Below are 22,842 nucleotides of genomic sequence, written 5' to 3'. Positions count from 1 at the left end.
GCGCAACCTGCTGCTGCTGGTGGGGGCCTGGGAGCCGGAATTCCTCCGGGATGCGGCGCGGCGACTGGCCGGGGCGGGGGCGGAGCGCGTCACCGCGGGGCGCTTCGAGGAGGGGACGGGGGCGGCGGTATGCGCTCGCCGCGGGCGTCGAGCATATCGGCATCCTCTACGGCCGGGATGCGCTGGCGGAATCGCTCGGCTGGCTCGATGGCGTGTTCGGGCGGGCGGGGAGTGGGTTCCTCGATATCCGCGGCGGGGCGCTGGCCTTGCTGTTCGGCGGGCTGCTGGTGCTGGGCTGGCCGCTGTCGATGCTGCTGCCGCGGGCGGTGGCCGGGGCCGAGGGTGGGGGGATGAGGTGGCGGCGCTTTTGGCCGGTCGTGCTGGTGCCGGCGGTGGTGACGCCGCTGCTGCTGCGGCTGGTGCCGGGGCGGTTCCTGCCGCTGCTGCTCGGCGATTACCTCGCGCTGCATTGCGCGCTCTATGGGGTAGTGACAGGGCTGCTGCTGTGGTGGCGGGGCGCGGGGTGGAGCGGGGCGCGGCCGGGGCGGGTCGCGCTCGGGGCCATCGGCGTTGCGGCCTATGCGATGCTCGGCTTCGGCGTGGCGATCGACCTGCTGCTGACGAGCTTCCTGCCGGTGGGGATGCGGGCTTGGCTGGTGCCGGTAATGCTGTGTGGGACGCTGCCCTGGTTCCTCGCGGATGAATGGGCGGTGCGGGGGCCGCATGCGGCGCGGTTCGCGGCGCCGGCGACGAAGCTCGCCTTCCTCGTCTCGCTGCTCCTCGCCGTGGCGCTGGATCCGCGGCGGCTGTTCTTCCTCGTCATCATCGTGCCGGTGATGCTGCTCTTCCTTGCCGTCTATGGGCTCGTTGGGCGGTGGAGCTGGCGGGCGACGGGGACGCCGCTGCCGGCGGCGATCGGGCATGCGCTGGCGCTGGCCTGGGCGCTGGCGGCTACCTTCCCATTGGTGGAGTGAGGAAGGTCGTGCGCTTCGTCATCACATGGCGGAACTGCCGGATGGCCAGGGCGACGGCCACCGCCACGACAGGGATGGCGATGCCGGTGACGAGGTCCACGTCGAGGTGGAGGCCGCTGGCCTTCAGGCCCTTCGCCACATAGGCCACCAAGCCGACGATGTAGTAGGTGATGGCGGCGACGGAGAGGCCTTCGACCGTTTCCTGCAGGCGCAGCTGGAGCTGGGCGCGGCGGTCCATGTTGGCGAGGACGACCTGGTTCTGCTGCTCGCGGGTGAGGTCGACGCGCGTGGAGAGAAGCTGGGTGGCGCGGGCGACGCGGCGGGAGAGCGCGTCCTGCCGGGTGGCCATGGCGCGGCAGGTGTTCATCGCGGGGGCGAGGCGGCGCTCCATGAACTCCTGCAGGGTCTGCATGCCTTCCATCCGGCCCTCGCGGAGTTCGGCGATGCGGCGCTGGACGAGGGCGTCGTAGGCCTCTGCCGCGCTGAAGCGGTAGAGGGTGCGGGCCTCGCGGCTCTCGGTCTCGGCGGCGAGGCGGGTGAGGCTGTCGAGCAGCTCCGGCTCGTCGGCGGAGCGGGCGGTGACGAGGGCCTCGGTGATCTCGACGAGCTTGCGTTCGCTGGCGGTGATGGGGGCACCGAGGTCGCGGGCCAGCGGCAGGGCGAGCAGCGCCAGCATCCGGTAGGTGTCGATCTCAAGCAGGCGCTGGATGAGGCGGCCGGCCTGGCGCGGCGTGGTGCGGATATCCTCGACCAGGATGCGGCTGAAGCCGCCATGGATGCGGAAATCGGTGAAGACGCGGGCGGCGCCGCCGCTCATCGTGCCGCCGATCAGGCCGTTGCCGGCGAAGAGGCGGGCGGCGAGCCTGTCGGGATCGGTCTCGCCGGCGGGGAGCAGGGCGAGGTGCGTCGCCACCAGCAGCCGGCCGGGCAGCGCCTGCACCCAGTCGGGCGGCAGCGCGTCGATGGCGGGGCTGGCGAAGGGATCGGCTGCATCGGCGCCGGGGGTGATCACCATGATGCGGCTGAACTCGGTGTGGCGCTCCCATTTCAGCCGGAAGGGGCCGAAATCGGTGCTGGCATGGCTGGCGCCGGGCAGCGGCGGCGGGATGGCGGAGCGGCGGGCGAGGTCGCAGATCGCCTCGTAGGATTCGTCGCGCCGTGCCGGGTCGGTCAGCAGGGCCAGGTAGGTGAGGCGCAGCGGCGCGGCCAGGGCCTCGGGCGGGCGGGCATGCACCTCGTCGTTCAGCTCGAGGCGCTGGGGGTGCGAGGGCGGGAGGATCATGCCTCGGCCAGGGAGGCGGGGCCGGTGGCGAGGCCCAGCTCCTCGGCGAGGCCGGCGACGAGGGTGGCGATGCGCGCCGGATCCTCCTCATGGGCGAGGTGGCCGAGGCCGGGGAGCGGGATGACGCGCAGGGCGGGGAGCATCGCCTTGAGGCGGCGGGCATCGGCGGGGGGGATGGTGCGGTCGGCGCCGCCGACCAGCAGGACCAGCGGCGGCCTCAGGCGGCGGAGGTCGCGCAGCAGCGGGTGTAGGTCCCAGTTCGCCATCATGCCGAGGGCGGCGGCGACATGGGCGGGGCGGCGGACGAGGCGCGCGTAGAGCTCGACGCCCTCCGGGTCGAGGGCGGAGCCGGTGTCGCGCAGCAGGCGCTCGACCACGCCGGGCCCGGCGGCGCGGCGGGCGAAGAACCAGGGCACGGCGGGCACCCCGGCGAGCAGCCGGGCAATGGGGGAAAAGACCTGGCCGGCGAAGCCCTCGAAGGGCAGCAGCGCGGCGTTGAGCCCGATGACGGCGCGCGGGGCGATGCCGCCGTCGAGCGTCATCCGCGCCAGGATGGCGGCGCCGGCGGAGTGGCCGATGGCGAGGTCGGGTGGCAGGCCCAGCGCGCGCACCAGCTCGGTGAGCGCCCGGGCCATCACCGGCAGGGAAAGGCGGCCGCCGGCGGGGGTGTTGGTGAAGCCGTGGCCCGGGAGGTCGGGGGCGACGACGGTGAAGCGGCGGGCGAGCAGCGGCAGCAGGCCGCGCCAGGAATGGGTGGCGGCGCCGGTGCCGTGGGCGAGGAGCAGCACGGGCCCCCTCCCCGCCACCTGGACATGCCAGCGGAAGCCGGCGGCGCGGACGAAGCGGCTGGCGGCGCGGTTCGGCCAGTCGCGGCCGTCGGTCGCCCAGTCGGGGCGGCCGGGGCTCATCCCTGCCTCACGGCCCGCGAGATGGCGGCGGCATCGGCATAGGGCAGCGGGACGTAGCGGCCGCCCAGGGCGGCGGCGAGGCTGCGGCCGGCCTCCTGCGGGCGGGGCGAGGTGTCGACCAGCAGCGCCGGGATGCGGGCGGCACGGAGGGCGCGGGCGGCTTCCAGCGCCTCGGCCATGGCGCGCTCGCGGCCGGGCCGGCCGTCGCGGGCGATGTTGGCGCGGCCGTCGGTCAGCAGGACCAGCAGCGGGGTCTGGCCACGGCGCTGGATGGCATCCGCCAGCGCCAGGGCCCCGTCGAGCGCCGCGGCGATGGGGGTGCCGCCGCCGCCGGGCAGCGCGGCGAGGCTGCGGCGGGCGCGGACGAGCGAGTGGGTCGGCGGCAGGAGCAGCTCGGCGCCGGCGCCGCGGAAGGCCAGCAGCGCGACGCGGTCGCGGCGGATGTAGCACTCGGCCAGGAGGAGCTCGACGGCGCCCTTGGCCTCGGCCAGGCGGTGCAGGGCGGCGGAGCCGGAGGCATCGACCAGGAAGAGCGTCGCCGTCTCCGAGCGCTGCTGGAAGCGGCGGATGCGGATGTCCTCGCGGGCGATGCGGAGGCGGGGGCCGGGATTTCCCCCATTGGCCCGCAGCCGCTGCCAGGGGGCGGCGGCGCGGAGGGTATCGACCAGGGCGAGGCGGGCGCCGCCGCGCAGCTCGCCGGGGCGGCTGCCGACCGGTCGCCCGCGATGGGGCGAGGCGCGGCGCAGGCCGGAGGTGCCGGCCGTGCGGGCGCGGGCGGGGGCGAGGCGGAGCCCATCCAGCAGCCCGGCGGGGATGGCGGCCTCGGCGGCGGCGAGGAGGATCTCCCCCAGTTGCTCGGGGCTGGGCTGGGGCGGCTGGTCCTCGGCCGTCTCGGGCGGGGGTGGCGGGGGTGGCGCCTCCTGCTCGGGCGCGGCCGGGGCCTGGGTGGCGCGGGGGCCGAGGACGAGGCGGGCGGCGAGCGCGGCATCCTCCTCGGCGACGGCCTCGCGCCCGGCCAGGGCAGCGGCGGCGCGGGCTAGGCGGAGCGCCAGCAGGGGCGGGCGGAGGCTGTCGATGCCGAGAGCGGCGGCGGTGGCGCAGAGCGCCTCCAGCACGTCGGGCCCGGCGGCGATGCGGGGCAGCAGGGCGCGGGCGGCGATGACCTGGCCGCCCGTGGGCGTGGGCGCCGAGGTGGCGGCGGGCGGGATCGCGGAGAGGTCGAGCCGGAGGGCCAGGCGGTCGAGCAGGGCGGCGGGCGGGGCCTCCTCCGGCGCGATCCCCTCGTCGAGGGCGACGAGGGCGAGGCGGGCGGGGGCGCGGAGGGCGAGGCCGTCGCGCTCGGCGGCCACCTCCCCCGTATCCAGGGCGGCGGCGAGGCGGGCGGCGGTACCGGGCTCCAGCCGCTCCGCCATGGCGAGGAGCAGGACGCCGCCATCGGCCTCGGCCAGGATGCCGCGCTCGGCGACGGGGCGGCCGGCGCGCAGCGTGGCGGCGAGGTCGAGGCCGCCGAGCAGGCGGGAATCGGCGATGCCGAGCGGCAGGCGGCGCCAGGGCATCGCCGGCGGCAGGAGGCTGCGCAGCAGGGCGAGCCAGGCCTCGCGCACCGGGCCGGGCGGGGCGCGGAGGGCGGCGCCGCCGAGCCCGGCCGGGTCGATGGCCAGGAGGGCGGCGGCCCGCGCGGCATCGGCCCAGGGCCCGGCCCCCGGGGTCACGGGGCGAAGACCTCCGCCATGGCGCGCTCGACCCGGGTGGTGGAGACGGCCTCGTCCAGCGGGTTGCGGCGCAGGCGGTGGCGCAGCGCGGGCGGGGCGACGCGGCGGAGGGCGGCGTCGTCCACCGCCGCCTCGCCCTCGAGGGCGGCCAGCGCCCGGGCGGCGCGGATGAGCGTCAGCTCGCCGCGGAGGCCGTCGGTGCCGAGGGCGAGGCAGAGCCGGGCGGCGCGCTCGAGCGCGGCGTCCGGCAGGGCGATGTCGGGCAGGCGGGTGCGGGCGGCGAGGATGCGGTTCCGCAGCTCGGCCTCGGCGCCGGACCAGTGGGCGGTGAAGCCCGCGGGGTCGCGCTCGAAGGCGTCGCGGCGGCGGATGACCTCGATGCGGCTCGGGAGGTCCTTCGGGGTCGCCACCTCGACCGAGAGGCCGAAGCGGTCGAGCAGCTGCGGGCGGAGCTCGCCCTCCTCCGGGTTGCCGCTGCCGACCAGGACGAAGCGGGCGGGGTGGCGGATGGAGAGGCCCTCGCGCTCCACCACATTCTCGCCGGAAGCGGCGACGTCGAGGAGGAGGTCCACGAGGTGATCCTCGAGCAGGTTCACCTCGTCGATGTAGAGGAAGCCGCGATGGGCGCGGGCGAGGAGGCCGGGCTCGAAGCTCTTCACTCCCTCGGCCAGCGCGCGCTGGATGTCGAGGGCGCCGAGCACGCGGTCCTCGGTCGCGCCGAGCGGCAGGTCCACCACGGGGACCGGCGCCATGGCGGTGCGCAGCGGGCGGCGGGTGCGGCATTCGGCGCAGAGCGCGGCCTCGTCGGCCGGGTCGCAGCGATAGGGGCAGCCCTCGATGACGGGGATCTCGGGCAGCAGGGCGGCGAGGGCGCGGATCGCGGTGGACTTGCCGGTGCCGCGGTCGCCGAAGACGAGCACGCCGCCGATGCCGGGGTCGATGGCGGCGATGAGGATCGCCAGCTTCATCTCCTCCTGCCCGACGATGGCGGAGAAGGGGAAGGCGCGCCGCCCAGTCACGGCCGCCTGTCTCCGGCCGGCGCGGCGAGCGGGCCGCGCCGGGTCATGGTCAGCCTTTTGCGGCCCAGACGGCGCACCAGCCATCCGGGCTGATATTGCCGTTGACGATCGCGCAGGCATTCGGCGGCTGAAAATGCTGGCAGCCGCTGCATCGCTGGCCTTCCTTCGGCTCGTTCTGATACATCACCATCTCGGGCGCCAGCTTGTCCTGCGCACGGGCCGTAGCGACGGCGAATGGTGCCAGGGCGGCGAGGCCGGCGACCTGAAGCCCGGTCCTCTGCAGGAAGGCGCGGCGCGCCTGCGGTTTCGAACGCTTGTCCATCACCTGTATGACCTCCTCCGATTGGGCGGCACGCCAAGCATGGGTCCGATACCGAACTTGCCAAGCGTAACAACGATGTTTTTCGTCTCATGAGAATGCGTCTCAAGCAGCGCGCTGCAGGCTGAACTGCGACCAGATCTCGGACAGGGAAGCGACCAGATGGTCGATATCCGCGGTGCTGTGCAGCGGGCCGGGGGTGAAGCGCAGGCGCTCCGTGCCGCGCGGCACGGTTGGGTAGTTGATGGGCTGCACGTAGAGTCCGTAGTGGTCCAGCAGGAGATCGCTGATCTGCTTGCAGACCACCGGATCGCGCACCATGACCGGGACGATGTGGCTGGGGTTCTCCAGATGCGGCACGCCGGCGGCGTCGAGCTTGGCGCGGAGTTGCGAAGCATTTGCATGCAGCAGGTCGCGCTCGACGCTGCTCTCCTTCAGGTGGCGGATGCTGGCGATGACGCCGGCTGCGGCCGCGGGCGGCATGGAGGTGGTGAAGATGAAGCCCGAGGCGTAGGAGCGGACGAAGTCGCACATCGCGGCGGACCCGGCGATGTAGCCGCCGACGACGCCGAAGGCCTTGGCCAGCGTCCCCTCGATGACGGTGAGGCGATGGGCGACGCCGTCGCGCTCCGTCACGCCGCCGCCGCGGCGGCCGTAGAGGCCGACGGCATGGACCTCGTCGATATAGGTCATCGCGCCGTATTCCTCAGCGATGTCGCAGAGCTCGGCGATGGGCGCGATGTCGCCGTCCATCGAGTAGACGCTTTCGAAGGCGACGAGCTTCGGCGCCTCCGGGTCGAGCTCGGCGAGGATGCGGCGGAGGTCGGCCGGGTCGTTATGGGCGAAAACGCGGCGCTCGGCGCGGCTGTGGCGGATGCCCTCGATCATCGAGGCATGGTTCAGCTCGTCGGAGACGATGACGCAGCCTGGCATGCGCGAGGCGAGCGTCGAGAGCGTCGCCCAGTTCGACATGTAGCCGCTGTTGAAGAGCAGCGCGGCCTCCGTGCCGTGGAGGTCGGCGAGCTCCTGCTCGAGCAGGACGTGGTAGTGGTTGGTGCCGGCGATGTTGCGCGTGCCGCCGGCACCGGCGCCGCACTTGTCGAGCGCCTCGTGCATCGCGGCGAGCACCTTCGGGTGCTGGCCCATGCCGAGATAGTCGTTGGAGCACCAGACCGTCACCTGCTGCTGGCCGCGCGGGCGGTGGTGCGTCGCATAGGGGAAGGCGCCGGCCTGGCGCTCGAGGTCGGCGAAGACGCGGTAGCGGCCTTCGCGGTGGAGGGCGCCGATCTGCTTCCGGAAGAACGCCTCGTAGTTCATCGTCCCCTCTCCCTTTCAGGGTCTATGGCATCAGGCGGCGGGCCGCAGCGCATGCAGGTGCTGTGGTTCCGCCTCCGCCACGGCCGATGCGGCCTGGCGGCGTGACTTCATGCTCCAGTTCCAGAGCGCTTCCGCCGGGATGGGGAGCACCAGGAACCAGTGTTCGAGGATGGCGAGCGCGGTCAGCACGCCGAGGAAGGTGAAGCCGGCGGCCTCGAAGTCGCTGGCCCCGCCGGCCAGGGCGCGGTGGAAAAACCAGGCGCAGAGCAGCGTGCCGCCGGTGACGGAAAGCGGGAAGAGCAGGTTCATCGGCTTGCGGGCGAAGAAGCTGCCGAGGTAGGCGAGGTGCGGCGGCAGGAACTGCTCGTTGAGGTTCCGTACGCCGAGGAAGACGTTCAGCTTGGCGCTCTGCCGCATGCCCCAGAGCAGCAGGAAGGTCCAGGCGCCGATCTGGTTCGGCTGGCCCCAGGTCAGAGCCAGGACGGCTCCGGCGCCGGCGATGATCGCCAGCTCATGATGCAGGATCGTCAGCACGGCGAGGCGGAAGCGCGGCCAGCCGGTGCAGCCTTCCGGGCAGGGTTGGCGGCGCGGGCCGGTGGCAAAGCCCATCAGGAAAGCCATCTCCTGCCAGGCCCAGGCGAGCAGGCCGCAGGAGAAGGCGCAGTAGGCGCCGAGGGGCGAGGCGTCCGCGCTGCTGGCGGCGAGGCCCCAGAGGGCGGCGGCAAGCATTACCGTCGCGCCCAGCATGCTGCGTCGATAGGTCCGCGCCGGCAGCCCGTCCAGCCAGATGATCGCCCCGGTGCTGAACCACCAGACGAACAGCGCATAGAGGGCGGGCAGACCGTAATCGGCCATGGCGCGCTACCAGGCCGGCGCCATGCGGATCTGCGCCGGCAGCGCCGCATGCTTGCCCGGGAGGAGGTAGAGCCGCGCGAAGGTTGCGGCCGCCGCGGCACCAAGGCCGGCGCGCTGCAGCTTGCCGGCAAGGCCGCCGCGGGCCTTGGCGGCCGCCTGGCGCTGGGTGATGCGAAACAGCCGGTCAAGGCCGCGACGCATCGCCGGGTGGTCGGTGTCGAGCGTGACCGGAAAGACCTGCTTGCAGATCGCGGTGCAGGTGCGGAAGACCTCGTGGTCGTAGCCGGTTGGCGTCATGCCAAGGGCCTTGTGAAATTCCGGCCGGGCATGGTCGCGCACATACATCGTCGCATAGACGGCAAGCTGGAAGAACTTCACCCAAAGCTTGTTGCGGCCTTCGAGCAGCTTGGGGTTGGCGCGCATCAGCAGGGCGAAGGCCTCGCCGTGGCGGAACTCGTCGTTGCACCACTTCTCGAACCACAGGAAGATCGGGTGGAAGCGCAGCTCCGGATGCCGCTCGAACTGGCGGAAGATGGTGATGTAGCGGGCGTAGCCGATCTTCTCCGACAGGTAGGTGGCGTAGAAGATGAATTTCGGCTGGAAGTAGTGGTATTTCTTCGCCTTGGTGAGAAAACCCAGATCGACGCCGATGCCGATATCCTTTAGCGCATCGTTGATGAAGCCGGCATGGCGCGCCTCGTCCCGGCTCATCACGCCGAACAGATCTTTCATGTCCGGGTTCTTCACCCGCTTGCGGATCTCGGCATAGAGGACGCAGCCGGAGAATTCGGCGGTGACGGAGCTGACGAGGAACTCGACAAGCTCCTTTTGCAAGGGCTCCGGCAGGGCATCGAGCTTGAACTCGTCGAATGCCTCGGTGCGGACGAAATGCCCCTTGTTGGGGTCGGCGTGGAATTCAGCCATCAGCGCGTCCCATTCGGCGCGCAGGCTGTCGACATCGATGCGGTCCATGGCATCGAAATCGGTGGTGTAGAAGCGCGGGCTGAGCACCGCCTCCGTGGTGGCGAGGCGCGTCGCATCATTGAGCGGGCGGCGCGGGGTCGGGTTGCCGACAGGCGTGATCGCGTTCATGGCGCTTCCTTGGGCTCGAAGCCGCAATGATAGAGTTCCGTCAGTTCCAGGATGGCCGAAGCCTCGGTCCAGGCGCGTTCCAGCCAGCCGGCGCGGATGACAGTGGCCTGGGTCTCGAAGCGCATCGCCTCGCCATGGGCAATATGACCAGGCAGGTTGTGGACGAGCACGCGGTCACCGGGGCGCAGCTGCACGCCTTCCGGGATGGCATGGGCATGCAGGCTGTCGAAGGTCTGCTCGATTTCGACGGTGCAGGGTACCTCGAAGCGGCGGCCGCCAGTCAGGCGGGAGAGCAGGCCGGGGTTCATGGCAAAGCCCTCCCTGCGGTCAGCAGCCGGGCGAAGGATTCCATGTTGGTCGGGCCGAAGGCTTCGAGGCCGATGCGGCTGCCGGTCATTGGATCCTCCAGCGTCAGCCTTCCATCCGGCCAGGCGGCCAGGCGGAAGGGCGCACGGCCGCCCACATCCTCTCGCCGGCGTTCACGCACCAGGGCGCGCAGTGCGCCGCGGACGAAGCCGTTGGTCCCGGGCTCCAGCACGGCGATGTCGCGGTCGGCCTCGGCGTCGCGCACGAGAATGGCGCCGTCGATACGATCCTCGAAGCCGAGGCTGCGGGCGAGCATCGGCGCATCGTCCTGCGGCGCCGTGGTGCCAGCCCCGGCGATCCGCCCGAGACCGGTGCCGAGCAGAACGGCAAGGAGCAAGGCCCCGGCACCGATCAACGGACCACGCGGTACCGGCATGTTGTGGGAATGGCTGCTCATCCCTTCCTCCCTCAGGCCGCGGCCGTCTGCGGGCCGCTTGCGGCCCCGGCGGGTGCGGTGACCGCAACCGGCTGCACCGGCACCGCGGCCGCCGCAGCCAGGGCCCGCGACAGGGTCTGCGCCACCGCATCCACATTCGGGATCGCACGCAGCGCAGGCTCGGGACGAGCGTAGCGCCATGGGCGCACATGCGGCCAGAAGAAGATGTAGGAAATGCGCTGCTGCAGTGAGATTGCCAGCGTGATGTCGCCGCTGCCATCGGCATGGCGTCGCAGCGCGGCACCTTCGATGGCGGTGAAAGGAATGTTCACCGTCATCGACAACGCGATGCCGATCCGGAAGACGATGCGCCGGCTGGTGATGGTATAGGCGCTGGTGCGCGCGACCAGGACAGCGAGCAGCAGGATCAGCGCCAGCACCGCTGCGACGAAGGGCAGGAACCAAGCGGCATCGCGCAGCGCGACAGGCAGGCTTGCGCCCGCTGCCAGCGAGGCGATGCAGCGCGCCCCGAGCAGCGCCCCGAAATAGAGAGCGAAGCCGCGCAGATGGAGGCCACGCCGCAGATGGACCCGCCAGTCCGGCGCACCCTGCCAGAGGATCACCTCACCGGCAGGGGGACGTTCGGGCAGGCCCCAGACCGGCTCCAGCTCGTGTTCCTGCACCATTGCCGCCTCCTTCAGACCAGCGGGCCAAGGCGTTGTGGCGTTGCATAGAGATGACCGCCGGCAAAGTAGCCGCAAATTCGGTCCTCCTCGCGCAGGGTGATCGTGTCGGCGTCCTTCAGCATCGGTGCTCCCACGAACTGGTAGGAGAGGACGGAGGCGACCTTGACGATGCGGCGCCCTGGATCGATCCGGGACAGCGCCATGGGAAAGACGATCCGGCGCATGCCGGAGGCGCCTTCGGCTTCGGCCTCGAGATAGCGCACCACCGTCTCGGAGCGATCCACCCAGCAATCGACGACCGTGCCAGCGATGCGGCCATCGGCGGTGACGACCTGGTAGCCGCGCGGGTCAGGATCCTGTGCGGCGAGGTAGTAGCCCCCGGCAGCGCGGAGCGGGACGATCTTCGGCAGCTGCTCGTCGAAGGTGACGTCCGGCACATCGGCGCGCAGTGCATAGGAGGCGGGGCCGACGCCGTCCTGCATCGGGTCGCCGAGCGGCTGCATCGGCGCGCCGGGCCAGGAAGCGGCCGGGATCAGGAGGCCGTCGAGATTACGCTCCTCCCGGTGCGGGATGATGCTCCCTTCATGGGCGAGCTTCAGGCTCTTCGGACGTGGGATGGGCGGCAGGCCCTGCACCAGCACGCGGTCGGAGCGGTCATTCTCGAGCGGGTAACCCTCCCGCTTGTCCTCCTGGCGGAGATACCAGATGAGGCCGGCGAAGAAGAGCCAGAAGGCATAGAGCGCGACCTGCGCGACATCGACATAGCTGGTGATGGCACCGGTTTGCATGACGGCGTTCCTCCGCTAGCTGGGCGACCCGGCGAGGCCGAGCGAGGGTGTGGGCCGCGGCCGGGCGACGCTGACGAGCGGACCGATCACGGCGATGGTGACGAAGAGCAGGACAATCTCGAACAGATAGACGGCGCCGTAGCCGGTCGCGGCGCCGGTGAGGGTGGAGCCGAGGCCGCCCTGCATCGCAAAGTCGGAGACGATGTCGCGCAGCACGCCACCGGCGGCGACGGCGCCGCCCGCGCAGCTCGCCTGCACCGCGCCCCAGGCGCCGAGCGCGAGGCCGGCCTGGCCGCTGCGGGCGAGGTCCATGCAGGCCGTCAGCGTGCCGACGGTGAAGAGGCCGCTGCCGAGGCCGATCGCCACCGTGCCGAGGCCGAAGGCGACGGCGCTGTCGAGGGGCGCGGCGAAGATAACGCCGGCGAATCCCGTGGCGCCGACGAGTGCGCCGAAGCCGGCGATGCGGTGCGGGTCCGCGCCACGGCCGAGGCCGCGCGCTGCCATGGCGAAGCCGGCGATGCCGCCGCCCGCGAAGAGCGCGGTCAGCGTCGTCGTCGCGGCGACGGAAAGGCCGAGGATCTGGCCTCCATAGGGCTCGAGCAGGATGTCCTGCATGCTGAAGGCAGCGGAACCGAGGCCGATGGCGGCAAGGCGGCGCGTCCAGCGGCCTTCGCCGCGCAGTCGCCGCCAGGAGTCGAGGAAGCCCGGCTGCGGGCGATTGGCGCGGGTGCGGCCAGGGTCGCGCGGTTCCTGCTTCCAGAGGGCGATGCAGTTCAGCACCATCGTCAGCATGGCAGCGCCCTGGATGACCTGGATCAGCCGGATCTGGCTGAAATGCTGCAGCAGCGCGCCGAAGCCGAGGGCGCTCACCATCATGCCGAGGAGCAGCATCAGCGAGAGCAGGGCGACGACGCGCGGCTGGGATTCGGGCGGGGCGAGGTCGGTGGCGAGCGCGAGGCCGACGGTCTGCGTGGTGTGCAGGCCGGCGCCGACGAGGAGGAAGGCCATTGCCGCGCCGATATGGGCGACAATGGGCGGTGCATTGCTGTCGCCGGAGAGCAGGATCAGCGCGAAGGGCATGATCGCCAGGCCGCCGAATTGCAGCAGCGTGCCCATCCAGATGTAGGGGACGCGGCGCCAGCCGAGCGCGGAGCGGTGGTTGTCGGAGCGGTGGCCGACGAGCGCGCGGAAGGGAGCGAAGAGCAGCGGCAGCGAGACCATCGTCGCCACCAGCCAGGCGGAGACGCCGAGCTCGACGATCATCACCCGGTTCAGCGTGCCGATCAGCAGCACGGAGCCCATGCCGACCGAGATCTGGAAAAGCGAGAGGCGCAGCAGGCGGCCAAGGGGGAGTTCGGTCGAGGCGGCGTCGGCGAAGGGGAGGAATTCGGGGCCGATTTTCGTCCAGGCCCGGGCGATGCGGCTCATCTGCGGCGCACCTCCAGAGCTTGGGAGATGTAGAAGCCGGCGGTGATGCGCTGGCTGCGGACGGGCTGCCAGCCGGGGAGACCGGCGGCGACGAGATGCGCGAGGCGGCGCTCCGCGACCGGCTCGATGGCGGGCGAGCGGTCGCCGCGTGGGAAGAACTGGCCTACGGCATGCATCGCCGCCAGCAACGGGGTGCGCGGGGCGAAGGTAATCAGCATCGAATGGTGGGTGCGGGCGGCGAGGCCGGCGAGCACCGCGACGACATCGGACGCCTTGTAGTGGATCAGGCTGTCCATGGCGACGACGTGGTCGAACTCGCCGAGGGCGGGGTCCTGCATGTCGCCGGTGCGGAAGTCGACATGGCCGGCGCCGGTGTTGCCGGCGGCGCGCTCGGCGGCGAGTCCGACGAGGGTCGGCGAGAGGTCGATGGCGGTGACATGGGCGCCGCGGCGGGCGGCCTCGACGGCGAGCGCGCCGGTGCCGCAGCCGGCATCGAGTAGGCGACGGCCGGTGAGGTCGTCCGGCAGGTAGGAGAGCAGCGTATTGCGCATGGAGTCGCGGCCGGCGCGGACGGTGGCGCGGACGCGGCCGACCGGGGCGGTGGAGGTGAGGCGCGCCCAGGCCTCGGCCGCGGTGCGGTCGAAATAGGTCTCGAGCTCGCCGCGGCGGGCGGTGTAGGTGCTGCTCGGCATCAGTCGAATCCCAGCAGGTCGAAGATGTCGCGGTCTTTCATCGGCGAGGCCTGCAAGGCCTCGGTCCCGGCCCAGAGGTTGGTGGCGAGGCGGAGGTATTCCTCCTGCACCGCGACCAGCTCCGGCGTCGGGTCCATCTCGAAGAGGGTGGACTTCTTGAGGCGGGAGCGGCGGATGACGTCGAGGTCGGGGAAATGGGCCAGCGTCTGCATCCCCGTCACGGCGTTGAACTTGTCGATCTGGTCCGTCGCCGCGCTGCGATTGACGATGACGCCACCGAGACGGACATCGTAGTTCTTCGACTTGGCCTTGATGGCGGCGACGATGCGGTTCATCGCAAAGATGCTGTCGAAGTCGTTGGCCGCGACGATGATGCCGCGGTCCGCGTGCTGCAGGGGGGCCGCGAAGCCGCCGCAGACCACGTCGCCCAGCACGTCGAAGATCACCACATCGGTGTCTTCCAGCAGGTGGTGCTCCTTCAGCAGCTTCACCGTCTGTCCGACGACATAGCCGCCGCAGCCGGTGCCGGCGGGCGGGCCGCCGGCCTCGACGCACATCACGCCGTTATAGCCCTCGAAGACGAAATCCTCGGGGCGGAGCTCCTCCGAATGGAAGTCGACGGTCTCCAGCACGTCGATCACCGTCGGGATCAGGCTCTTGGTCAGGGTGAAGGTGCTGTCGTGCTTCGGGTCGCAGCCGATCTGCAGCACCCGCTTGCCGAGCTTGCTGAAGGCGACCGAGAGGTTGGAGCTGGTGGTGCTCTTGCCGATGCCGCCCTTGCCATAGACGGAGAAGACCTTGGCGCTGCCGATGGTCATGCCCGGGTCCAGGTGGACCTGCACGCTGCCATCCCCGTCCGTCCGGGCGGGCACGGGGCGGCGGTGGAGGGCGGCATGCGGCGTCTCGATTCTCATGCGGCCATCTCCACGGTGATGCCTTCGAGCCGGTCCTCCAGCTCCTCCCCCGCTTGGCGCAGCGCGTCGAGCACGCCCTGGTCGGGCGACCAGTACCGGCGCTCATGCGCTTCCAGCAGGCGGTTGGCGATCTTCGCCGAGGCGGTCGGGTTCAATGTCGCCAGGCGTTCGCGCATGGCGGCGTCGAGCACGAAGGTCTCGGTGAGCTGCTGGTAGACCCAGGGGTCCACCTCGCCGGTCGTCGCCGACCAGCCGAGGGTGTTCGTCACCTGCGCCTCGATCTGGCGGACGCCCTCATAGCCATGGGAGAGCAGCGCCTCGTACCATTTCGGGTTGAGGGCGCGGGTCCGGGTCTCGAGCGCGACCTGCTCGGACAGGGTGCGGACGGCGCCGTCGCCGCGCGTCTGGTCGCCGATATAGATCGAGGCGCTGGTGCCGCGGGCCCGCTTCACCGCGCGGCTGATGCCGCCGAGCGTGTCGAAGTAGTGGTCGACGGTGGTGACGCCGAGCTCGACGGAATCGAGGTTCTGGTAAGTGACCTCGACGCTGGCGAGGACATGGGCGAGGACGGCGGCATGGCGCACCGGCTTGCCGCTGACGCCATAGGCGAAGCCCTTGCGCCGCTCATAGGCGTCGGCCAGCTCGTCCTCATCGGTCCAGGCGCCGTTGCCGACGAGCTGGTTGACATTGGCGCCATAGGCCCCGTCGGCATTGCCGAAGACGCGGAGCGCGGCCTCCGCCATCGAACCGCCATGCGCGGCCTGGAAGGCGAGCGCGTGCTTGCGGATGAAGTTGCGCGACGGGGCCTCCTCGGCCTCGGCGGCGAGGAGCGCGGCCTCGGCCAGCAGGCGGGTCTGCAGGGGCAGCAGGTCGCGGAAGATGCCGGAGAGGGTGACGACGACGTCGATACGCGGGCGGCCGAGCGTCTCGAGCGGCAGGAGCTGGGCGCCGCAGAGGCGGCCGTAGCTGTCGAAGCGCGGCGCGGCGCCCATCAGCCAGAGGGCCTGGGCGATGGGGCCGCCCTCGGTCTTCAGGTTGTCGGTGCCCCAGAGGACGAGGGCGACTGTCTCCGGCATGGTGTTGCCGTCCGCCGCGTGGCGGGCGAGGAGGCGGTCGGCCTGGCGGGCGCCGTCCTGCACGGCGAAGGCGCTCGGGATGCGGAAGGGGTCGAAGCCGTGCAGGTTGCGGCCGGTCGGCAGAACCTCGGTCGTGCGCAGCAGGTCGCCGCCCGGGGCGGGGTGGAGGTAGCCGGCATCGAGCGCGTGAATCAGCGCCGGGATCTCGTGGTCCTCCGCCAGCAGCGCGTCGAGCGCGGCGCGGCGCTCGGGCTCCGTCACGCCGGCGGCGTCGAGCATGGCGGCACGGTCGGTGGCGTTGGGCGGCTCGCCGATGACGTGCAGGCCGTAGGGGATCAGCGTCTCCTCCAGCGCCAGCAGCTCGCGGCCGAGGGCGAGGATGCGGCCGTCCGCATCGCCCCAGGCGGGCTCGGCGGCGGTGAGGTCGACGGCGGCGGCCTGGGCCTGGATCAGCGTGGCGAGGCTCGCCTGCTGCTCCGGGTCGCTGCCCGGCTCAAGCGCGCGCCAGCGGTCGATCGAGGCCTTGAGGTCGAGCAGGCCGCGATAGAGGCCGGCATGGGCGACGGGCGGGCTGAGGTAGCTGATCAGCGCGGCGCCGGCGCGGCGCTTGGCGATGGTGCCCTCGGAGGGATTGTTGCTGGCGTAGAAGTAGAAGTTGGGCAGGTCGCCGATCAGCCGGTCAGGCCAGCACACACCCGACATGCCGGCCTGCTTGCCGGGCATGAATTCCAGTGCGCCATGGGTGCCGAAATGCAGCACGGCATGGGCAGCGAAATCCTCGCGGATCCAGCGGTAGAAGGTGCTGAAGGCGTGGGTCGGGGCGAAGCCGTGCTCGAAGAGCAGGCGCATCGGGTCGCCCTCATAGCCGAAGGCGGGCTGGATGCCGATGAAGACGTTGCCGAGCTGGAGGCCGAGCACGAGGATGCCGGCGCCGTCGGTCTGCAGCTTGCCCGGCGCCGGGCCCCATTGCGCCTCGATCTCGGGCAGGTAGGCCTCGTGGCGGAGGATGTCGTCGGTCGGCACGCGCAGCGCCACGTTGGCGTCGGTGCCGTAGCGGGCGCGGTTGCCGTCAAGGATCATGCGGCGGAGCTCGTCCACCGTCGCCGGGACGTCGAGCGTGTAGCCGGCGTCGCGCAGGCCGACCAGCGTGTGGTGGAGCGAGGCGAAGACGCCGAGATAGGCGGCGGTGCCGGTGGCGCCGCTGTTCGGCGGGAAGTTGAACAGGATGATGGCGAGGCGGCGGGCGGCCCGCTCGGCGCGGCGCAGTTCGACCAGGCGGGCGATGCGGGCGGCGAGCATGGCGGCGCGCTCGGGATGGGCGGCCATCTCATGCGCGGTGTCGCCATCCGCCGTGCCGGTGCGGCCGCCGAAGGTCATTGGCCAGATGCCGCCGTCGAGCTCGGGGAGCGCGACCATCATCGTCGCCTCGACTGGCAGCAGGCCGCGGGCATCGGCCTGCCATTGCTCCATCGTCTGGAATTCGAGCGGATGGGCGGCGATGTAGGGGATGTCGAGCTGGGCGAGGATCGCCTCGGCGGCGTGGGCGTCGTTGTAGGCGGGGCCGCCGACCAGGGAGAAACCGGTGAGCGAGACCAGCGCGTCGATGCAGGCAACGCCGTCCTTCAGGAAGTAGCGCTCGATGGCCGGGCGCGAATCGAGGCCGCTGGCGAAGGCGGGGATGACGCGGAGGCCGCGCGCCTCGAGCGCTGCGATGACGCCGGCATAATGGGCGGCGTTGTTGGCGAGGACGTAGGAGCGGAGGATCAGCAGGCCGACGGTGCCGGCGCTGCCCGCGGCGGGCAGGTCCTCGGCATGCTCGGTGATGCGGGCAGCGGCGCGGGGGTGGAAGAGGCCGACCTCAGGATATTCGATGGGCGGCGCGGCGGGCTGCAGGCGGCCTTGCGGCTGCTGGCGGGGCCCCGTCGCGTAGCGGCCGACCAGCAGGCGAATCATGTTCGCCAGGTTCTCTTCCGAGCCGGCCAGCCAGTATTGCAGGGCGAGGAAGTAGGCGCGCACGTCCTGCGCGGTGCCGGGGACGAAGCGCAGCAGCCGCGGGAGCTGCCGCAGCATCTTCATCTGATCCTTGCCGCTGCTTTGGCCGCCGGGCTTGCGGTTGCCGCGCAGGCGCTTGAGCATGCCCATCACGCCCGTCGCCTCGGCATCCATGCGGAAGCGGCCGATGCGGGTGAGGCGCATCACCTCGCCGGCGGAGAGAAGGCCGAGCATGGCGTCGCAGCTCTCGCGCCGCGCGGCGAGCGCGGGGAGGACGGCGCGGATATGGTCCTCGAGGAAGAGCATCGAGGCGACGACGATGTCGCCGCGGGCGATGTCGGCATGGCAGGCGGCGAGCGCCACCTCGTCCGAGCCCCATTGGTCGGCGGCGTGGACGACCAGCGACAGGCCAGGGAGCTCGCGCCGCAGCGCCGTCACCGCATGCATCACCGCGCCGGACAAATGGCTGTCCATGGTGACGACCACCACGCGGATCGGCACGGCGCTAACGGCTGAAATGGGCTTTGGCATCGTAGAGCGCCTCGATGGTGATTGTGCCGATGCCGCGTTCGGTGGCGTAGCGCTCCGTGTTCCTGCGGGCCTTGCCGCGGACGAAGAAGGGGATCTTGCCGAGTTCGCGCTCGGCCTCGGCGGCCCAGGTGAGGGTCGCCGGAGGCGTCGGCGCGGCGGTGGCCGTGGCGGCGGCCGCGCCGAGATGGGAGGGGGCGGCCTCGCCATGGAACTCGAAGTCCTCGCGGAACATGCCGAGGAGGTGCTCCTCGAGGCCCATCATCAGCGGGTGGACCCAGGTGTCGAACAGGACGTTGGCGCCCTCGAAGCCCATCTGCGGCGAGTAGCGCGCCGGGTAGTCCTGCACATGGACGGGTGCGGAGATGACGGCGCAGGGGATGCCGAGGCGCTTGGCCGTGTGGCGCTCCATCTGGGTGCCGAGAATCAGCTCGGGCTGGGCGGCCTGGATGGCGGCCTCGACAGCGAGGTAGTCGTCGGAGATGGTCGCCTCGATGCCGTGCGCCTTGGCCGCCTCGCGCAGCTCGCGGGCCTGCTCGCGGGCGTAGCTGCCGAGGCCGACCAGGGTGAAGCCGAGCTCCTCGGTCGCCATGCGGGCCGCGGCCAGCGCATGGGTGGCATCGCCGAAGACGAAGACGCGCTTGCCGGTCAGGTAGTTCGAGTCGACGGAGCGCGAGTACCAGGCGGAGCGCACGGTCTCGGCGGCGAGGATCGGGGCGGCGTCGAGCCCGGCCAGCGCCGCGACCTCGGCAATGAACTCGCGCGTGGCGCCGAGGCCGATGGGGATGGTCTTCGTCGCCGGCTGGGCATGGGCGCGGGCGAGCCAGGCGGCGGCGGGGCCGGCGATCTCGGGGTAGAGGACAACGTTGAAATCGGCCTCGCCGAGGCGGGCGAGGTCGGCCGGCGTCGCACCAAGCGGGGCGGTGACGTTAATGGCGATGCCCAAACGGGTGAGGAGATCGGTGATCTCGCGCAGATCGTCGCGGTGGCGGAAGCCGAGGGCGGTCGGGCCGAGGATGTTGCAGCTCGGCGCGCGGCCTTCGGCGCGCGGCGCGGGCGGGGCGGAGAGGCTGCGGACCAGGCGGTAGAAGGTCTCGGCGGCGCCCCAATTCTCCTTCTTCTGGTAGCTCGGCAGCTCCAGCGCGACGACGGGGATGGGCAGGCCGAGGGCGCGGGCGAGGCCGCCCGGGTCGTCCTGGATCAGCTCCGCGGTGCAGGAGGCGCCGACGATCATCGCCTGGGGCCGGAAGCGCTCGAAGGCCTCGCGGGCGGCGGTCTTGAACAGCTCCGCCGTGTCGCCGCCGAGGTCGCGCGCCTGGAAGGTGGTGTAGGTGACGGGCGGGCGGGCGCCGCGCCGCTCGATCATGGTGAAGAGCAGGTCGGCATAGGTGTCGCCCTGCGGCGCGTGCAGCACGTAGTGCAGCCCCTGCATCGCCGTGGCGACGCGCATCGCGCCGATATGCGGAGGACCTTCGTAGGTCCAGACGGCGAGCTGCATGGCGCTACACCATCAGCCGCGTGCGGCGGTCGAGCGGCCGGGCGAAGAGCGCGGCGAGGTCGCCGGCCTGGTCGTATCCCTGAATCGGGGTGAAGACGAGCTCGATGGACCACTTGGTGGTGAAGCCCTCCGCCTCCAGCGGATTGGCGAGGCCGAGGCCGCAGACGACGAGGTCGGGCCGCGCGGCGCGGCAGCGGTCGAGCTGGCGGTCGACATCGCCGCCCTCGCTCAGCATCGCATCGGCCGGCAGCAGGGCGAGTTCCTCCGCCAGATGCGGGCGGTGGAGGTAGGGCGTGCCGATCTCGACCGGCTGCATGTCCAGCTCGCGCGACAGGAAGCGGGCGAGCGGGATCTCCAGCTGGCTGTCGGGGAAAAAGCTGATACGGCGGCCGGCGAGCAGCGCATGGTGGCGGGCGATCGCGGTGCGGGCGCGCTGCTCGCCGGCCGCGGTCACCTCGCGGAAGCGGGCGGCGGGGATGCCCCAGGCTTCGGCGGCGGCGCGGAGCCAGGCGGTGGTGCCCTCGGCGCCGAGCGGAAAGGGCGCGGCGAGGCGGCGGGCGCCGCGGTCTTCCAGCAGCCGCGCCGTCTCGGCGAGGAAGGGCTGGGCGAGGAGGAAGCGCGTGCCGGGACCCACGCCGGGCAGGTCGGCGGCGCGGCGGGGCGGCAGGAAGGCGACGGGGCCGATGCCGAGCGCCTCGAACTGGCGGCGCATCTGGTCCTCGACGACTTCGGCAAGGGCGCCGACGACGAGGAGGCCGGGCGCCGGGTCGGCGCGCATCTCGGGGACGAGGGCGGCGAGGCAGGCATCCTCGCCCTGGGTGAAGGTCGTCTCGATGCCGCTGCCGGAGTAGTTCAGCACGCGGACGCCGGGGGCATGCGTCGCGTTCAGCCGCTGCGCGGCGCGCGAGAGGTCGAGCTTGATGACCTCCGAGGGGCAGGAGCCGACGAGAAAGAGCAGGCGGATATCGGGGCGGCGGGCGAGGAGCTGGGCGACGACGCGGTCGAGCTCCTCGTTCGCATCCGTCATGCCGGCGAGGTCGCGCTCCTCCATGATGGCGGTGGCGAAGCGCGGCTCGGCGAAGATCACGACGCCGGCGGCGGATTGCATGAGATGGGCGCAGGTGCGCGAGCCGACGACGAGGAAGAAGGCATCCTGGATCTTGCGGTGCAGCCAGATGATGCCGGTGAGGCCGCAGAAGACCTCGCGCTGGCCACGCTCCCGCAGCACCGGCGCCTCGGTGCAGCCGGGCGCGGGCGGGCGGGCGAGCGCGGCGGCGCTCACTTGGAGAAACCCATGGCGGCGGGCCAGGCCGCCTCGTCGCGGCGGGCGGCGCGCAGCTTGAGGAGGAATTGCGCGGCGTTGATGACGTAGGAGGCGTAGGCCGCAAGCGCCAGCAGCATCAGGTCGTGCGTGTCGCCGATGCCGGCGGCGAGCGCCAAGAGATAGGCCGTGTGCAGCGCGAGGACGAGCATGCTGAACACGTCCTCCCAGAAGAAGGCGCGGGCGAAGAGGTAGCGCCCGAAGACGACCTTCTCCCAGATCGAGCCGGTGACCATGATGGCGTAGAGCACCGCGGTCTTCGCCAGGATGGAGAGGGTGGCGGCCTGGTAGCCCTCGCCGATCGCCAGGTAGTTCAGGACGAGGGCGAGGCTGACGAGGAAGACGCCGAACTGCACAGGCGCGAGGATGCCCTGCACCATGGTCCAGCCGGTGGCGTCGCGGCGGCGGCGTTCCTCGGCCGTGTAGAGCGGCTGACGGCGGGTGCGGGCGGCGTGCCGGCCGGACATCGTGGCCCAGGGGCATGCATCGATGGAATCGATGAGTCGTGTCACGACGCCGAATGTAAGCATTTCTTGACAACCCTCTGTCCAGAAGGTCCGCTGCAGATCCGACTGAAGACGGATGGCTTGGGCTGCGATACAGGCCAGGACAGGCTGCCGCGCTGCTTGTTGCTTTCCGTCTTAGGCCGGCTGCCCTCCCGTTGCGTGACGATCAGTGAGGGAAGGCTAGGGCTGCGCTTCAAAGACTGTCAAGCACGATTGACGTAAAGTAAGATTGACACAGGTCCAGGCCTGGACCGATAAATCCGGGCGGGAGATATGCAATGGCCGCCATGGGAGGACCCTCCGGCACCAGCCGGAACCTGGCTCAAGCAATGGCGGAAGGCGGTCCGGCACCCCTGCCGCCTGCCGGCCGCCCTGGTCATTCCCCCCGCTTCGGCGACGCGCTCGCGGCCGAGGTCATTCCGAGGCTCCGCCTTGCCCATGCCGATCGCGCGCCGATTCTCGCCCTGGCGGAGAGCGGGCCAGTCGACGTGCTGGGCGCGATGCTGCTGCGGCATGACGCGATTTCCGCCACTGCCTATGTCGAGATGCTGCACCGCAGCGGGACATCCGCAGAGGATCTCTGCCTCGATCTGCTGGCGCCGGTGGCGCGTCTGCTCGGCCATTGGTGGGCGGATGATGTCTGCGACTTCGTGACCGTGACGCTCGGCGTGCTGCATCTGCGGCGCCTACGCGAGGCGATGCTGCCGCGGCTGCTCCAGGGCGCACCGCTGCTGCGGCCCGGGGCGCCGAGCATCCTGCTGGCGCCGGTGCCCGGGGAGCAGCATGTCTTCGGCCTGGAGATGGTGGCGGATTTCTTCCGCCGCGCCGGTTGGCACGCGATGGTCGTGCCGGTGCGCAGCATCGCCGACCTCACCGGCCTGCTGCGACGGGAACATGTCGACATCCTTGGCCTCAGCTCGGGCGCGGCGGAGCGCATGGATGTGGTGGCGCGGACGATCCGCAAGGCGCGGCAATCCGCCCGCAACCGCTGCATGGGGGTGATGGTGGGCGGACCCGCCTTCGACCGGCATCCCGGCCAGGCGCCGCTGGTCGGCGCCGATGCGATGGCTGCCGATGCCAGGACAGCGCCGGTTCAGGCCGCGCGGCTGATGCAGGTATTGGGCCGGCGGCCGGGGCAGGACCGGCACGACTTCCAGGGAGGACGCGTCCCCTTGCCATGAAGGAATCCCTCG

The 22,842-nt window shown here is 71.6% G+C and carries 21 protein-coding genes; 2 read left to right on the top strand and 19 right to left on the bottom strand.

The genetic code is table 11. The features are described 5' to 3' along the window. Window positions 1–50 precede the first annotated feature (50 nt). Window positions 51–974: a hypothetical protein gene (locus JMJ55_RS30925; protein WP_236033551.1), complete on the top strand. Its 924-nt coding sequence runs from the start codon at window positions 51–53 to the stop codon at window positions 972–974. Here the strand turns inward: JMJ55_RS30925 and JMJ55_RS10125 are convergent. The 19 genes from JMJ55_RS10125 to bchF all read right to left on the bottom strand — a co-directional run bounded on the left by JMJ55_RS10125 (window position 952) and on the right by bchF (window position 21,610). Next, the gene (locus JMJ55_RS10125; protein ID WP_202825410.1) at window positions 952–2,256 is read right to left on the bottom strand and encodes a DUF3422 family protein; all 1,305 of its coding nucleotides are present in this window, start codon (window positions 2,254–2,256) and stop codon (window positions 952–954) included. The genes JMJ55_RS30925 and JMJ55_RS10125 overlap by 23 nt on opposite strands. After that, window positions 2,253–3,164, bottom strand: coding sequence for an alpha/beta fold hydrolase BchO (gene bchO / locus JMJ55_RS10120; protein ID WP_202825409.1), 912 nt, complete (start codon window positions 3,162–3,164; stop codon window positions 2,253–2,255). Before bchO ends, JMJ55_RS10125 begins: the two co-directional genes overlap by 4 nt. Beyond that, window positions 3,161–4,876 (bottom strand): magnesium chelatase subunit D, encoded by a 1,716-nt coding sequence (locus tag JMJ55_RS10115; protein ID WP_202825408.1) that lies wholly within the window; start codon window positions 4,874–4,876, stop codon window positions 3,161–3,163. The genes bchO and JMJ55_RS10115 overlap by 4 nt, the downstream gene beginning before the upstream one ends. Continuing rightward, the gene (bchI, locus tag JMJ55_RS10110) at window positions 4,873–5,895 is read right to left on the bottom strand and encodes a magnesium chelatase ATPase subunit I (RefSeq protein ID WP_328702601.1); all 1,023 of its coding nucleotides are present in this window, start codon (window positions 5,893–5,895) and stop codon (window positions 4,873–4,875) included. Before bchI ends, JMJ55_RS10115 begins: the two co-directional genes overlap by 4 nt. Before the next feature lie 49 nt (window positions 5,896–5,944). Continuing rightward, complete coding sequence (locus tag JMJ55_RS10105) at window positions 5,945–6,217, bottom strand: high-potential iron-sulfur protein (protein ID WP_202825406.1); 273 nt, start codon at window positions 6,215–6,217, stop codon at window positions 5,945–5,947. A gap of 102 nt (window positions 6,218–6,319) precedes the next feature. Beyond that, entirely contained in the window at window positions 6,320–7,531 is a 1,212-nt protein-coding gene (hemA, locus tag JMJ55_RS10100) for a 5-aminolevulinate synthase (protein WP_202825405.1), read from the bottom strand. A gap of 30 nt (window positions 7,532–7,561) precedes the next feature. After that, window positions 7,562–8,386 carry a putative photosynthetic complex assembly protein PuhE gene (gene puhE / locus JMJ55_RS10095; RefSeq protein ID WP_202825404.1) on the bottom strand — a complete coding sequence of 275 codons (825 nt, stop codon included), beginning with the start codon at window positions 8,384–8,386 and terminating at the stop codon, window positions 7,562–7,564. A gap of 6 nt (window positions 8,387–8,392) precedes the next feature. After that, entirely contained in the window at window positions 8,393–9,478 is a 1,086-nt protein-coding gene (gene acsF / locus JMJ55_RS10090; protein ID WP_202825403.1) for a magnesium-protoporphyrin IX monomethyl ester (oxidative) cyclase, read from the bottom strand. Further along, window positions 9,475–9,786 carry a hypothetical protein gene (locus JMJ55_RS10085; RefSeq protein ID WP_202825402.1) on the bottom strand — a complete coding sequence of 104 codons (312 nt, stop codon included), beginning with the start codon at window positions 9,784–9,786 and terminating at the stop codon, window positions 9,475–9,477. The genes acsF and JMJ55_RS10085 overlap by 4 nt, the downstream gene beginning before the upstream one ends. Continuing rightward, entirely contained in the window at window positions 9,783–10,241 is a 459-nt protein-coding gene (puhC, locus tag JMJ55_RS10080; protein WP_202825401.1) for a photosynthetic complex assembly protein PuhC, read from the bottom strand. Before puhC ends, JMJ55_RS10085 begins: the two co-directional genes overlap by 4 nt. 11 nt (window positions 10,242–10,252) lie before the next feature. Continuing rightward, the gene (puhB, locus tag JMJ55_RS10075; protein WP_202825400.1) at window positions 10,253–10,906 is read right to left on the bottom strand and encodes a photosynthetic complex putative assembly protein PuhB; all 654 of its coding nucleotides are present in this window, start codon (window positions 10,904–10,906) and stop codon (window positions 10,253–10,255) included. An 11-nt stretch (window positions 10,907–10,917) separates the two neighbouring features. Next, window positions 10,918–11,694 (bottom strand): photosynthetic reaction center subunit H, encoded by a 777-nt coding sequence (gene puhA, locus JMJ55_RS10070; protein WP_202825399.1) that lies wholly within the window; start codon window positions 11,692–11,694, stop codon window positions 10,918–10,920. 15 nt (window positions 11,695–11,709) lie between these two features. Beyond that, window positions 11,710–13,122 carry a BCD family MFS transporter gene (locus JMJ55_RS10065; protein WP_202825398.1) on the bottom strand — a complete coding sequence of 471 codons (1,413 nt, stop codon included), beginning with the start codon at window positions 13,120–13,122 and terminating at the stop codon, window positions 11,710–11,712. After that, a complete protein-coding gene (bchM, locus tag JMJ55_RS10060; protein WP_202825397.1) occupies window positions 13,119–13,814 on the bottom strand; it encodes a magnesium protoporphyrin IX methyltransferase in 696 nt (231 codons plus the stop codon). The genes JMJ55_RS10065 and bchM overlap by 4 nt, the downstream gene beginning before the upstream one ends. Beyond that, on the bottom strand, window positions 13,814–14,728 hold the full coding sequence (gene bchL, locus JMJ55_RS10055; RefSeq protein WP_202825396.1) for a ferredoxin:protochlorophyllide reductase (ATP-dependent) iron-sulfur ATP-binding protein: 915 nt from the start codon (window positions 14,726–14,728) through the stop codon (window positions 13,814–13,816). Before bchL ends, bchM begins: the two co-directional genes overlap by 1 nt. Beyond that, window positions 14,725–18,327 (bottom strand): magnesium chelatase subunit H, encoded by a 3,603-nt coding sequence (locus tag JMJ55_RS10050; RefSeq protein WP_202825395.1) that lies wholly within the window; start codon window positions 18,325–18,327, stop codon window positions 14,725–14,727. The genes bchL and JMJ55_RS10050 overlap by 4 nt, the downstream gene beginning before the upstream one ends. Beyond that, the gene (gene bchB / locus JMJ55_RS10045) at window positions 18,302–19,822 is read right to left on the bottom strand and encodes a ferredoxin:protochlorophyllide reductase (ATP-dependent) subunit B (RefSeq protein WP_202825394.1); all 1,521 of its coding nucleotides are present in this window, start codon (window positions 19,820–19,822) and stop codon (window positions 18,302–18,304) included. The genes JMJ55_RS10050 and bchB overlap by 26 nt, the downstream gene beginning before the upstream one ends. 4 nt (window positions 19,823–19,826) lie before the next feature. After that, complete coding sequence (locus JMJ55_RS10040; RefSeq protein WP_202825393.1) at window positions 19,827–21,104, bottom strand: ferredoxin:protochlorophyllide reductase (ATP-dependent) subunit N; 1,278 nt, start codon at window positions 21,102–21,104, stop codon at window positions 19,827–19,829. Continuing rightward, window positions 21,101–21,610: a 2-vinyl bacteriochlorophyllide hydratase gene (gene bchF / locus JMJ55_RS10035; RefSeq protein ID WP_236033550.1), complete on the bottom strand. Its 510-nt coding sequence runs from the start codon at window positions 21,608–21,610 to the stop codon at window positions 21,101–21,103. The genes JMJ55_RS10040 and bchF overlap by 4 nt, the downstream gene beginning before the upstream one ends. A 317-nt stretch (window positions 21,611–21,927) precedes the next feature. On the opposite strand from bchF, the gene JMJ55_RS10030 reads away from it, so the two are divergent. Then, a complete protein-coding gene (locus JMJ55_RS10030; protein ID WP_202825391.1) occupies window positions 21,928–22,830 on the top strand; it encodes a cobalamin B12-binding domain-containing protein in 903 nt (300 codons plus the stop codon). Window positions 22,831–22,842: the final 12 nt, after the last annotated feature.

The sequence above is a fragment of the Belnapia mucosa genome (genome assembly GCF_016775475.1).
GTDB classification, from domain to species: Bacteria; Pseudomonadota; Alphaproteobacteria; order Acetobacterales; family Acetobacteraceae; genus Belnapia; species Belnapia mucosa.
This window is presented reverse-complemented; position numbering and strand designations above follow the sequence as displayed.

What these genes read in the sequence shown, in the direction of transcription:
- JMJ55_RS30925 (WP_236033551.1), top strand. Translation starts at nt 51, where the DNA reads ATGCGGCGCGGCGACTGGCCGGGGCGGGGGCGGAGCGCGTCACCGCGG.
- JMJ55_RS10125 (WP_202825410.1), bottom strand. Translation starts at nt 2,256, where the DNA reads ATGATCCTCCCGCCCTCGCACCCCCAGCGCCTCGAGCTGAACGACGAG.
- bchO (WP_202825409.1), bottom strand. Translation starts at nt 3,164, where the DNA reads ATGAGCCCCGGCCGCCCCGACTGGGCGACCGACGGCCGCGACTGGCCG.
- JMJ55_RS10105 (WP_202825406.1), bottom strand. Translation starts at nt 6,217, where the DNA reads ATGGACAAGCGTTCGAAACCGCAGGCGCGCCGCGCCTTCCTGCAGAGG.
- hemA (WP_202825405.1), bottom strand. Translation starts at nt 7,531, where the DNA reads ATGAACTACGAGGCGTTCTTCCGGAAGCAGATCGGCGCCCTCCACCGC.
- puhE (WP_202825404.1), bottom strand. Translation starts at nt 8,386, where the DNA reads ATGGCCGATTACGGTCTGCCCGCCCTCTATGCGCTGTTCGTCTGGTGG.
- acsF (WP_202825403.1), bottom strand. Translation starts at nt 9,478, where the DNA reads ATGAACGCGATCACGCCTGTCGGCAACCCGACCCCGCGCCGCCCGCTC.
- JMJ55_RS10085 (WP_202825402.1), bottom strand. Translation starts at nt 9,786, where the DNA reads ATGAACCCCGGCCTGCTCTCCCGCCTGACTGGCGGCCGCCGCTTCGAG.
- puhC (WP_202825401.1), bottom strand. Translation starts at nt 10,241, where the DNA reads ATGAGCAGCCATTCCCACAACATGCCGGTACCGCGTGGTCCGTTGATC.
- puhB (WP_202825400.1), bottom strand. Translation starts at nt 10,906, where the DNA reads ATGGTGCAGGAACACGAGCTGGAGCCGGTCTGGGGCCTGCCCGAACGT.
- puhA (WP_202825399.1), bottom strand. Translation starts at nt 11,694, where the DNA reads ATGCAAACCGGTGCCATCACCAGCTATGTCGATGTCGCGCAGGTCGCG.
- JMJ55_RS10065 (WP_202825398.1), bottom strand. Translation starts at nt 13,122, where the DNA reads ATGAGCCGCATCGCCCGGGCCTGGACGAAAATCGGCCCCGAATTCCTC.
- bchM (WP_202825397.1), bottom strand. Translation starts at nt 13,814, where the DNA reads ATGCCGAGCAGCACCTACACCGCCCGCCGCGGCGAGCTCGAGACCTAT.
- bchL (WP_202825396.1), bottom strand. Translation starts at nt 14,728, where the DNA reads ATGAGAATCGAGACGCCGCATGCCGCCCTCCACCGCCGCCCCGTGCCC.
- JMJ55_RS10050 (WP_202825395.1), bottom strand. Translation starts at nt 18,327, where the DNA reads ATGCCAAAGCCCATTTCAGCCGTTAGCGCCGTGCCGATCCGCGTGGTG.
- bchB (WP_202825394.1), bottom strand. Translation starts at nt 19,822, where the DNA reads ATGCAGCTCGCCGTCTGGACCTACGAAGGTCCTCCGCATATCGGCGCG.
- bchF (WP_236033550.1), bottom strand. Translation starts at nt 21,610, where the DNA reads ATGTCCGGCCGGCACGCCGCCCGCACCCGCCGTCAGCCGCTCTACACG.
- JMJ55_RS10030 (WP_202825391.1), top strand. Translation starts at nt 21,928, where the DNA reads ATGGCCGCCATGGGAGGACCCTCCGGCACCAGCCGGAACCTGGCTCAA.